10 protein-coding genes are annotated in these 11,257 nt (G+C 71.1%); 2 read left to right on the top strand and 8 right to left on the bottom strand.

Annotation, left to right across the window (positions count from 1 at the left end; translation table 11 throughout):
- The first annotated feature begins 325 nt into the window (after positions 1–325).
- On the top strand, positions 326–829 hold the full coding sequence (locus tag C665_RS15430; protein WP_004321497.1) for a MarR family winged helix-turn-helix transcriptional regulator: 504 nt from the start codon (positions 326–328) through the stop codon (positions 827–829).
- Between the two features lie 126 nt (positions 830–955).
- Here C665_RS15430 and C665_RS15425 read toward each other — a convergent pair whose 3' ends face one another.
- The 4 genes from C665_RS15425 to C665_RS15410 are packed head-to-tail and all read right to left on the bottom strand — an operon-like array spanning position 956 to position 5,979.
- A complete protein-coding gene (locus tag C665_RS15425; RefSeq protein ID WP_004321496.1) occupies positions 956–2,488 on the bottom strand; it encodes a diguanylate cyclase in 1,533 nt (510 codons plus the stop codon).
- A gap of 30 nt (positions 2,489–2,518) precedes the next feature.
- On the bottom strand, positions 2,519–3,697 hold the full coding sequence (locus C665_RS15420) for a vWA domain-containing protein (RefSeq protein WP_004321494.1): 1,179 nt from the start codon (positions 3,695–3,697) through the stop codon (positions 2,519–2,521).
- A gap of 22 nt (positions 3,698–3,719) precedes the next feature.
- Positions 3,720–5,111: an EAL and HDOD domain-containing protein gene (locus C665_RS15415; RefSeq protein ID WP_004321492.1), complete on the bottom strand. Its 1,392-nt coding sequence runs from the start codon at positions 5,109–5,111 to the stop codon at positions 3,720–3,722.
- Between the two features lie 16 nt (positions 5,112–5,127).
- A complete protein-coding gene (locus C665_RS15410) occupies positions 5,128–5,979 on the bottom strand; it encodes an AAA family ATPase (RefSeq protein ID WP_004321490.1) in 852 nt (283 codons plus the stop codon).
- A gap of 116 nt (positions 5,980–6,095) precedes the next feature.
- Here C665_RS15410 and C665_RS15405 point away from each other — a divergent pair, with 116 nt between their 5' ends.
- Complete coding sequence (locus C665_RS15405) at positions 6,096–7,139, top strand: RNA methyltransferase (RefSeq protein ID WP_004321489.1); 1,044 nt, start codon at positions 6,096–6,098, stop codon at positions 7,137–7,139.
- On the opposite strand, the gene C665_RS15400 is transcribed toward C665_RS15405, so the two are convergent.
- The 4 genes from C665_RS15400 to C665_RS15385 all read right to left on the bottom strand — a co-directional run.
- Positions 7,136–7,612, bottom strand: a complete 477-nt coding sequence (locus C665_RS15400; protein WP_004321488.1) for a DUF411 domain-containing protein — start codon at positions 7,610–7,612, stop codon at positions 7,136–7,138. The genes C665_RS15405 and C665_RS15400 overlap by 4 nt on opposite strands.
- Positions 7,609–8,763: a DUF8744 domain-containing protein gene (locus C665_RS15395; RefSeq protein ID WP_004321487.1), complete on the bottom strand. Its 1,155-nt coding sequence runs from the start codon at positions 8,761–8,763 to the stop codon at positions 7,609–7,611. The genes C665_RS15400 and C665_RS15395 overlap by 4 nt, the downstream gene beginning before the upstream one ends.
- Positions 8,760–9,080: a metal-sulfur cluster assembly factor gene (locus tag C665_RS15390; protein ID WP_004321484.1), complete on the bottom strand. Its 321-nt coding sequence runs from the start codon at positions 9,078–9,080 to the stop codon at positions 8,760–8,762. The genes C665_RS15395 and C665_RS15390 overlap by 4 nt, the downstream gene beginning before the upstream one ends.
- A gap of 127 nt (positions 9,081–9,207) precedes the next feature.
- A partial coding sequence (locus tag C665_RS15385) for a DUF4962 domain-containing protein (RefSeq protein WP_004321482.1) occupies positions 9,208–11,257 on the bottom strand: 2,050 nt, incomplete at its 5' end.

Here is an 11,257-nt window from a genome sequence, read left to right as displayed (position 1 = left end):
CCGCGCAGCAGGCGGGCGAATGGGCGCCCGCGTGCGGCGGTGCGGGGCGCGACCGCTGATCCGGACGGCTCGGGAGGCGGCGCAGCGGGGCGCGCGCCGTCGGCTTGTGCAGGAGCAGCGGGGTTCCGCTCGGGGCTCATCGGTGGCTGTGCTGCCATGCGGGATTCCTTCCCGGCGGAGTGGACGACAGCAGCATTTCCAGAGGCCTTTCTGCAATGCTGCACATGCGAAGAACGAACGATACCGCTACCATACGCAAGCGTGAGCGGAGTGATGTTTTTTTGACAATCATTGTTTGTGGAAATATAGTTCCAGCGAGACTCGAATGGCGGAAACGCAACAGAAAGTGAAGAAGCCGGCGGCTCAGGCGACCCCCCTGTCGGTCCTGCAGCGTTTCCGGATCCTGATCCGCACCGCGCAGCGCCACTCCCAGTGGATCGAGCGCCAGAGCGGCGTCACCGGCGCCCAGCTGTGGGCGCTGCAGGAGCTGCGCGAGGCGCCCGGCCTGCGCGTGGGCGAGCTCGCGAACCGGATGGCGCTTCACCAGTCCACCACCTCGAACATGGTGGACCGGCTCGAGACCTCGGGGCTGATCCGCAAGGAGCGCACGAGCGCCGACCAGCGCGTGGTGCGCCTCCACCTCACCGACGACGGGCTCGCGCTGCTGTCGAGGGCGCCTTCGCCGGCGCGGGGTGTGCTGCCCGAGGCCTTGCGGCTGATGGACGACGAGGGCCTCGCCAGCCTGCAGAGCGAGCTTGAGAAGCTGCTGCGCCAGATCAAGAATCTCGACGAAGGCTTCGGCATGCAGCCGCTTCCCTTCACCGAATGAACGGCGGTCCGCCCGGGGCGGTCCGCCTCGACCGTACTTCAGATGAAGTGACCGCCTCCGTGCGGACAGCAGATTCGGCGGCCCGCGAGGCCGCCATTTTTTTGTCGCCGCGCGGCCGTACGGGGCTCAGACGGCGGTCGGCGGGGGCGCGATCACCAGCCGGTTGCGACCGCTGCGCTTGGCCTCGTAGAGCGCGGCGTCGGCCTGCGCGACCACGGTCGCCAGCTCGCCGGTGCCGGGTGCGGCCATCGCCAGGCCGATCGAGATGGTGATCCTCCCGGCCACGGGATGCGCCGTCTCGGCGACGACGGTGCGCAGCTTCTCGGCGACGGTGCGCGCGCCCTCGAGGGCGGTATCGGGCAGCAGTACCAGGAACTCCTCGCCGCCGTAGCGCGACACGAAGTCAGCCTCGCGCACCGTGGCGGCGAGCAGGCCGGCGACGAGGGCCAGCACCGCGTCGCCGGTGGCGTGGCCGTAGGTGTCGTTGATCGGCTTGAACGAGTCGATGTCGATCATCAGCACAGCGCAGCCGGTGCCGCACGGTCCCGGCTGCCGGCGCGACTCCTCGTGCAGGCGTTCGTCGACGGCGAGTCGGTTGGGCAGTCCGGTGAGCGCGTCGCGGCGGGCGAGGCGGGCGAGCTCTTCGTTGGCGCGGGCGAGATCGGCGGTCCGTTCGGCCACCTTGCGCTCGAGCTCGGCGTTGGCGTGCGCGAGCGCGTCGGTCGCGAGCGCGAGCACGAACTCGTTGTGTTTTCTCGGGCTGACGTCGGTGACCGTGCCCGCCATGCGCAGCGGGCGGCCGTCGGGTGCGCGCTCGACGACACGCCCGCGGTCGAGGACCCACAGCACGCTGCCGTCGGGGCGACGCATGCGGTGCTCGTGCTCGTAGCTGCCCACGCCGGCGAGGGCCCGGTCGAGCAGGCCCATCACCTCGTCGCGATCGTCCGGGTGCAGCCTGTCCGCGAATGCGGCGATCGGGTGCACCAGGGTGTCGGCGGCGTAACCGAGCAGCTCGCACCAGCGCCGGTTGTGGGTGACCGTGCCGGCATCGATGTCCCAGTCCCAGATGCCTTCGCCGGCAGCCTCCATGGCATAGGCATAGCTGCGCTCGCGCTCCTCGATGACGCGGTATGCACGTCGAAGGTCGGTGATGTCGTGCGCGATCACGAGGATGCGCGGCTCGCCCGCGGGACCGCGCAGCGGCTTCTTGATCGAGTGGAAGTAATGCACCTCGCCGGTCTCGGCATTGGTGGAGCTCTCCTCGACGATCTGCGTGCGACCACCGCGCATCACGGCGCGCACGTTCTCCAGGTAGAAATCCACCTGCTCGCGGTTCGGGTTGAAGGCGCCGTCGTCCTTGCCGACGAGTTGCTCCGGCGTGGTGTCGTACAGGCGTGCGAGCGCGGCGTTGCCGAGCAGGAAGCGGCCATCCCAGTCCTTGAGCAGGATGATGTCGGGCGACTCGTCGATCACCGTGCGCAGCAGCTCGCCGTCGCGCGTCGCCTGTTCCCAGCGCGCCAGCGCCGTGCGGGCGTCGGGCGCGATCGGGCCGCGTGCGCCGCAGTCGGCGCAGCACGCGCTCCAGAGCCCGTCGGGGAGCGCGATTGGCCGGGTGCTGTGGGCGTTGCAGAACGGGCAGGGGAGTTCGGTCTCTTCCATGACGGCTGGAGCGGGGGTGCGATGCCTCGATCAGTGGCGGCGGGACAGGGCCTGCATCGCGCGCGCCAGGCCGTCCAAGGTCATCGGGTACATGCGCTCGCCCATGATCTGGCCGAGGATGCCGATCGACTGGCGGTAGGGCCACAGGCGCTCCGGCTCGGGGTTGAGCCAGGCCGCGGCCGGGTAGGCGTCGAGGAGGCGGCGCAGCCAGGTGGCGCCGGCCTCGGCGTTCATGTGCTCGACCGAGCCGTGCGGATGCAGGATCTCGTAGGGGCTCATGGTGGCATCGCCGACGAAGATGAGCTTGTAGTCCGAGCCGTACTTGTGGATCACGTCGAGGAGCGGCGTACGCTCGGCGTGGCGGCGGCGGTTGTCGCGCCAAACGCCCTCGTACACGCAGTTGTGGAAGTAGAAGTACTCGAGGTGCTTGAACTCGAGCCGGCAGGCGGAGAAGAGCTCCTCGCAGACCTTGACGTGGTCGTCCATCGAGCCGCCGACGTCGAGGAAGAGCAGCACCTTGACCGCGTTGTGGCGTTCGGGGCGCATCATCAGGTCGAGCCAGCCGGCGTTGCGCGCGGTGGCGGCGATGGTGCCGTCGAGGTCGAGCTCCTCGGCCGCGCCCTGGCGGGCGAAGCGGCGCAGGCGACGCAGCGCGACCTTGATGTTGCGCGTGCCGAGCTCGACCGAATCGTCGAGGTTGCGGAACTCGCGCTTGTCCCACACCTTGACCGCCGTGCGGTTGCCGGCGGACTCGCCACCCACGCGGATGCCCTCGGGGTGGGTGCCGTTGTTGCCGAAGGGCGAGCTGCCGCCGGTGCCGATCCACTTGCTGCCGCCCTGGTGGCGTCCCTTCTGTTCCTGCAGGCGCTTGCGGAACTCCTCCATCAGCTTGTCCCAGCCGAGCTTCTCGAGCTTGGCGCGCTCCTCGGGCGAGAGGTGCTTCTTCACCATCGCGCGCAGCCAGTCCTCGGGCAGGTCGGCCTCCAGGCCGGGCAGGGCGGTGACGCCCTTGAAGTATTCGCCGAAGGCCTGGTCGAAGCGGTCGTAGAGCGACTCGTCCTTCACCAGGCACAGCCGCGCGTAGTAGTAGAAGTCGTCGAGCGAGGGCCCGCAGACGTGGTCGCGCAAGCCCTCGAGCACGGTGAGGAACTCGCGTGTGGACACCGGCAGCTTGCGTGCCTTGAGGTGCAGGAAGAAATCGATGAGCATGGGGTCTTCCCTTCGTGCGCGGTCAGTCCTGGATCTGCATCGCCCAGGACAGGGCCTGCAGGTGGCATTCGGAGGCCTGCTCGGGGGCGATGCCGCAGGCCGCGGCGGCGGCGCGGAGCGCGTCGCCCGCCGCACCCTCTCCGGCCTCTCCACGCTCGCACGCCACCGTGAGCGCGAGCAGGGCCTGGTAGGGGCCATGGTCGCCACGTACCGAGGCTTCGACCTCCGCTCCCAGCGCGAGCGGGGCGAGCGCCTTGTCGAGCGGCACCTGCAGGATCACGTCGATCAGCGACAGCAGGCCGACCAGGAAGAGCGCGTCGGACTCGGCCGCAGGGCGGCCGGCACCCAGCAGCTCCATCATGCGCCCGCGTACCAGCGCGGTCTCCAGCACCGCGCCGCCGCGTTCTCCCGCCTTGTCCGCGGTGCACGCGAGCAGGATCAGCCAGCGCTGCAGGCGCTCGCGGCCGAGCAGCGCGAGCGCATGTTCGATCGAGGACACCGGCTGCGGCAGCGCGTTCGCCGCGGAGTTGATGTAGCGCAGCAGGCGCAGCGACAACGCGGCGTCCTGCTTGAGCAGGTCGGCGAGCTCGCGGGTGTCGGCATCTGCGCGCAGGCGGGCGATCAGGGCGCCGATGCGTGCGGTGTTGGGGCCGGGGTCGCGCGCGCTCCAGTCCTCGCGGCTGGTGATGAAGGGGCCCTGGAAGAGGCTGGCGCCGAGCTTGCAGCAGAAGCGGAAGTCGTCGAGCGAGGGCAGGCCGCGCACCACCAGGCGCGCGTCGTGCGCCACCTCGAGGGCGATGTTGCCGAGCTTGAGGCCGCGGCGGGCGTCGAGGCCCTCGGCCTGGGCGACGATGAACTCGGCCTGCGGCAGCAGGTGGGCGAGCTCGCCGACCACGGTCGGATCGATCAGGCCGATGCGCATGCCGCGCGCGCGCAGCGCGGTCACGGCGGCGCGCAGCGCGGCGGGCTCGGGAGCGCCGGCATCGGGGAGCACGGTCGGCACGATCACCATGTTGCGCGCCGGGAGGGCGGCGAGGCTGGGGTGGGACAGGAAGGAATCGGGCAGGTCGATGAAGGCCAGGCGTTCGCCGAGCAGCTCGCCGATGTCCGCGTCGACCAGGCTGCGCACCAGCACTTCGGCGAAGACGTGGTGGATGTTGCGGCTGCTGTGGCGGATGTGCGCGCGCGTGCCCGCCTGCAGCATGAACTGGTAGCCGGTGATGCGCTGGTTGCGCCCGAGCACCGCTTCGCGGCACAGGAAGGTGGCGCCGGCCTCGACGGGGCTCGCGGGGGCCCCCTCGGCGCGCAGCGGCGCCGCGCGCTGGAGGCGGCGGAAACCCTCCGCCTCGCCCGCTGCGACGGAGGGGGCGGGGCGCTTGCGGCCGAAGAGCCGGCCGAGCAGGGCGCGGAGCATGGATGCGTGCGCCGGATCAGCGGTTGTGGCGGGCCATGAAGACCAGGCGCTCGAAGAGGTGCACGTCCTGCTCGTTCTTGAGCAGGGCGCCGTGCAGCGGCGGGATCGCCGCCTTGCCGTCGGCGCTGCGCAGCGCCTCGGGCGGGATGTCCTCGGCCACCAGCAGCTTGAGCCAGTCGATCAGCTCGGAGGTGGACGGCTTCTTCTTGAGGCCGGGGATGTCGCGCAGGCCGAAGAAGACCTCCATCGCCTCGGTCAGCAGCGCCTTCTTCAGCCCCGGGAAGTGGACATCGACGATGCGCTGCATCGTGTCGCGGTCGGGGAAGCGGATGTAGTGGAAGAAGCAGCGCCGCAGGAAGGCGTCGGGCAGCTCCTTCTCGTTGTTCGAGGTGATGAAGACGAGTGGGCGATGGCGCGCCTGGATGGTCTGGCGGGTCTCGTAGACATGGAACTCCATGCGGTCGAGCTCGCGCAGCAGGTCGTTGGGGAATTCGATGTCGGCCTTGTCGATCTCGTCGATCAGCACCACGGTCGGCTGCTCGGCCTCGAAGGCCTGCCACAGCACGCCCTTGACGATGTAGTTGGCGATGTCCTTGACGCGGTCGTCGCCGAGCTGCGAGTCGCGCAGGCGGGAGACCGCGTCGTACTCGTAGAGGCCCTGCTGCGCCTTGGTGGTCGACTTGATGTGCCACTGCAGCAGCGGCAGTCCGAGCGCGGCGGCGACCTGCTCGGCGAGCATGGTCTTGCCGGTGCCGGGCTCGCCCTTGATCAGCAGCGGGCGCTGCAGGCGGATCGCGGCGTTGACCGCGAGCATCAGGTCGGGGGTGGCGACGTAGTCCTGGGCGCCTTCGAAGCGTAGTGCGGTCATGCGGCATTCCTCGTGTCGGATGCGGGCGATTATAGGGCCGGGCATGGCAGGCGGGCAGCCGGACCGGTGTCGATCGCGGATGCTCTCGCCCTTTTCGGGTGCTAGCATCGCGCGCCATGGAAATCGAACAGCTCCGCCTGCGCCTGCGCGCGCTCGGCGCCCGCCCCAGCCACGAGGCCCGCCTGCTGCGCGCCTGGCTGCAGGGACACGCCCTCGACGCCGGTCCGCGCACCGAATCCAACCGCCTGCCCAAGGCCTTGCAGGCCGCGCTGCCCGAGCTCGAAGCGGAGCTCGGAGCGCTGGCCCGCGTGCGCTCCGAGCACCCCGGCGAGGATGGCACCCGCCTGCTGGTCGAGCTCGCCGACGCTCAGGCGGTGGAGAGCGTGCTGCTGCCGCGCGACGGCCTGTGCGTGTCCACCCAGGTCGGCTGCGCGGTGGGCTGCGTGTTCTGCATGACCGGCAAGGACGGCCTGCTGCGCCAGCTCGACAGCGGCGAAATCGTCGCCCAGGTCGCACTCGCGCGCCGCCTGCGCCGGGTGCACAAGGTGGTGTTCATGGGCATGGGCGAGCCCGCGCACAACCTCGATGCGGTGATCGAGGCGATCGAGCTGCTCGGCACCGAGGGCGCGCTGCCGCACAAGAACCTGGTGCTGTCGACCGTGGGCGACCTCCGCGTCTTCGAGCGTCTGCCGCAGATGCGGGTCAAGCCGGCGCTGGCGCTCTCGCTGCACAGCACGCGCGCCGCGCTGCGCGCCGCGCTGCTGCCGCGCGCCCCGCGCATCGACCCGGCCGAGCTGGTCGAGCTCGGCGAGGCCTGGGCGCGCGCGAGCGGCTATCCGATCCAGTACCAATGGACGCTGATCGAGGGCGTGAATGACGGCGAGGACGAGCTCGAGGGCATCGTGCGCCTGCTCGCCGGCAAGTACGCGGTGATGAACATGATCCCGTTCAACCGCGTCGACGGCCTCGACTACCGTCGTCCGGCGGCGGAGAGTGCGGCGGAGATCGCCCGCCGCCTGCACCGCGCCGGCATCCTCACCAAGCTGAGGCAGTCCGCCGGGCAGGACGTGGACGGCGGCTGCGGGCAGCTGCGCGCCCGCGAGGCCAAGCTCGCCTTCGTGCGTCGCGAAGAGCGGCGCGCGGCGCGGCCGCCTGCCTAGTGCTTCGAGAACACTGCGCTCCGCCCCTGCGCGTCGAAGCTCACCACGTCGTAGCGTTCGGCCGGGTAGGGACCTTCCATGCCGGGCGAGCCGAGTGGCATGCCGGGTGCGGAGAGGCCGCGGATCGCCGGCTTCTCCGCCAGCATGCGGCGCACGTCGGCCGCCGGCACGTGGCCCTCGACCACATAGCCGCCGACCTTCGCGGTGTGGCAGGAGCCCAGGGCCTCGGGCACGCCGGCTTCCTGCTTGACGAGATCCATGCGCGGGCTGGCGACCTCCTTCACGGCGAAGCCGGCACTGCGCATGTGCTCGGCCCATTTGCCGCAGCAGCCGCAGTTGGGATCCTTGTACATCACGACTTCGTCGGGGCTGGCGAGGGCGGGCGCGGCGAGGCCAAGCGCGGCGCCGCAGGCGAGCGCGGACAGGCAGCGACCGAGCTTGCGGAAGAGGGGGGAGCGGAGGGTGCGGTTCATGGTGCGGGGTTCCCGGAAGGTTTGACAGCGGATCGGACCGGTGTGCCCGGGACGGGGTTCCGGCGCCGGCGTGCCGGCGGGCGTCCGCCGCGGATCACGCTGACGACCATGGTGGCGATGAAGACCGCGAGGGTCAGCGCATTCGCGATCCCGCCCCAACTGCGCAACGCGGGAAGCTCGAGCAGGCTGCCCGCCACGCGCAGCGCGAGCGAGGCGTGCAGCAGCGCGAGCGGCATGTAGAAGGCCGGGTGGTAGGGGATCTTCACCTTCAGCACCGCCGGGAAGATGATCGCGGCGTGACCGAACACCATCGAGAACACGAAGCCGAGCGCGATCGCGTGCATGGTGATGTCGTGCAGTGGATGCGCGGGCGCGAGCCCGCCGCCGAGCGCGGCGAGCGCACCGAAGGCCAGCCAGACATAGCCCGACAGCAGGCAGACCGCGATGAAGCGGGTCAGCCCCTGCTGGCGGGCGTTGTGGCGGGCGATGTCGAACGTCAGCAGCCAGGCCGCCATCGCGAGCACGCCGGCGGCGAAGAGGCCGTGGCCGAGGTCTTCTTCCCATGCCGCGAGCACGGCGCCGGCGAGGATCAGCGCGCTGACCGCGACAAAGCTCGGCGCCGCGGCCGGGCGTGCGGGCAGGAAGCGGGTGAGCTCGAGGCGTTCGCCCGCGATCGTCAGCACCAGGAAGGCGAGCCACAGCGGCACCGCCGCGTGCACGTTGCCGGTGTTCCACCACACCAGGCTGCCCAGCAGCCAGCATGCCGCGCCCACCGCGAGCATCACGGTGAATAGCGCCAGCTGCCGGCGCACCACCACCACGCCGCCACCGAACAGGGTCGCCGCGGCAAGCAGGAAAAGGAGCTGCGCGGCGACCAGCGGACCACCCGCGAGCAGCAGCACGCCACCCGTCCCGGCGGCGGCCGGCCCGGCGTAGGGCCACAGGCCGCCGAGCGCGACCGCGCGCTCGAGGCTGATCACGGTGCCGAAGAAGGCGCAGATCATCAGCGCCGCGTGATTGCCCGCATGCACGGCGGCAAGCGCCGGCACCTCCACGCCCAGGCGGGCGAGGCCGGCGAAAACGCCGGTGAGCAGCGACAGCAGCCCGAGCACCAGCAGGGGGACACGGGCGAGCGGGGGCAGGGTGCTCATCCGTTCCAGCCGAAGTGCGCGCGTGCGCCCTCTTCCATCATCGCCGGGGACCAGGGCGGATCCCACACCAGCTCGACGCGGATGTCCACCTCGGGTGGCAACAGGGGGTCGAGCACCGCGTCGATGTTGTCGAGGATCATGTCGGAGAGCGGGCAGGCCGGCGTGGTCATCGTCATCTCGATGTAGAGCTCGCCGGGTGCGCAGTCGATGCGGTAGATCAGCCCGAGGTCGACGATGTTCATGCCGACCTCGGGATCCATCACCTGGCGCAGGGCGTGGCGGATCTCTTCGGCGTCGGGAGTGGGCGGTGTGCTCATGCGGGGGCGTCCAGGGTGCGGGCCGCGACCGTCGCCTGGACGGCTGCAAGCGGGTTTGCGTCGGGTGGCGGGCGCGGTGCGGCCCGCTGCGGTGCGTGGCGCATTGTCGGCCAGGTCGGCGAATCCTTCAATCCGTGATGTTTTTCGGCGGTGGGGCGTCGGGCACGATCGCGCGGGTATGTGTCCGCCCGTCCTCGACCACCTCGATCCGGGCGCCCAGGTGTCCCGGCTCGAACCACCAACGCGTGGTACGCCGCGGTCCGGCGATCTCCGCGCCCACGCGGCCGTCGGCCTCGAGCAGGCGGACGTGGGCCAGGGGGGGCTCGCCGGCGAGCGTGGGCAGCATCACGACGAGGAAGCGGTCTTCGGCGGCGGCGGCTCGCGGGCGCAGCTCGATGCGCCAGGCGCCCGGCTCGGCACGGCCGTGGCCGAGCTGCGCGATCGCCGCCTGGATCGTTCCGCCCTGGTCGTGGTTGCGCCCGTCCACGAAGAACTCGAAGCCGGGGCCGCCGACGGTTTCGAGTACCGCATCGCGCGGCAGGAGGACGTGGCCGTGCAGGCTGCCGCCTCGCCGCCCCGGGCGGGTGTCGCCCGGGATGAACAGTTCGAAGCGATCGCCGAGCACGAGCGGCGGCTCCACCGCATGCAGCAGCCAGCGCTTGGTGAAGCCGGCACGGCTGGCGACGACGTCGTCGAACACCACCACCGCATCGTTGACCCGGTCGTAACCGAACACGCGCCACATGCGCTCGACGCGGCGGGTACGGTCGGCGAAGCTGCCACGCCCGGAGTTGCGGTTGGTGTAGGCGGCGCTGACGTCGGCCACCGCGACGACCAGGTCGTCCTCGTCCAGATCGGCCGCGATGCGGCCGGCGTGGTAGGCCTCGCGGCGCGCCTGCCACTGGGTGACGTCGAGTGGCGCCGCATCCACGCCCCAGCCCGAGCCGATGCGACGCTGGCCGCCGTCGTTGGGGTAGTGGCGCGGGTTGGCTGCGTCGAAGCCGGGGCCGGGCTGGTTGTCGGCGGGGTCGGTCACGGTGACCAGGTTGTGGGCGATGCTCTGGTAGGTGTAGTTCATGTGGTGGTCCGCGCCGTAGGCGGGACCGTACCAGCCGCTGTCGATCGCCAGCGGACCCCCCTTGAAGATCGTGAACGCGCCCTGGTCGAGGTGGCTGTGCGACCAGAAGTTGTCGCCGGCCTTGAAACTGAGCCAGGTGGCGTCCTCCGACCAGTCGCTGCGCGCCACGAGCAGGCCGATGCCGTCGAACAGGCGCGCGAGCGGCAGGCGAGTCTGCGCGGCGGGGTCGATCAGGCCGTCGTCCGACAGCGGTCCCCATGGCCACCCGGTGGGCACCGGGCCGACCCGACGGCCGTCGCGCGCGCGCGCGGCGTTGGGCGGTGCCAGCGTGTAGGCGGCGGCGTGGCGGTACTCGAGGGCGAGCGCCGCGGCGTCGCGCGGATGGCGGTCGAACCAGGCGCCGTCGCCCCAGCGCATGTGGGTGCGATCGGGGCGGGTGCGGTAGACGAGGAAGTCGAGGAAGCCGCGGATCCCCGCTTCGCTGGCGAACAGGTCCTCGCCGGTGGCGGTGCGCCACATCGCGGGCAGGGTATGGATGGCCTGGCCGATGCCGACCGCCACGTACTCGCCGCCTTCGTGCCAGCCGCCGTGGCGCCCGAAGACCTGGCGCCAGACCGGCAGCACACGCTTCTTCCACAGCTCGTGGGTGAAGCGCATGTAGGCCTCGCCACGCGGGTGGTCGCCGTGGAGCGCGATGCTGCACGCCATCAGGCCTTGCAGCGGGGTGTTGTAGAGGAAGGCGTTGTAGGGCGAGAGCTGCTCCTTGCGGATCACTTCGATCAGGAAGTCGCAACCCTCGGCGAGGCGTTCGCGCAGGCTGTCGCGTTCCTGTGCGCTCCATTGGTCGTGCAGCCAGTCGTAGGCGAGCGCGAGCGGCTCCACCTGGCCGGCGCCGCGGTCGCTGAAGCGGCTCGCCACCAGGCGCGCGTGCAGCGGGGCGAGATCGACGCTGCCGGGCTGGACGAAGGCCGCCAGCGTGATCGCGAAGAGGGCGTTCGGGTTGCTGCGCGCCGCGCTCGCCGTCTGCTGCAGGTAGGCGGGGTTGCCGGCGCGCAGCGCCGCGAGGTCGGCGGGGGAGGGGTGGGGCAGGCGGGGGTGG

Origin of the sequence: Thauera aminoaromatica S2 (genome assembly GCF_000310185.1) — a bacterium.
In the GTDB taxonomy this organism is placed as follows: Bacteria; Pseudomonadota; Gammaproteobacteria; order Burkholderiales; family Rhodocyclaceae; genus Thauera; species Thauera aminoaromatica.
The sequence above is the reverse complement of the archived record's forward strand: the minus strand, read 5'-3'. Positions and strand labels throughout refer to the sequence as shown.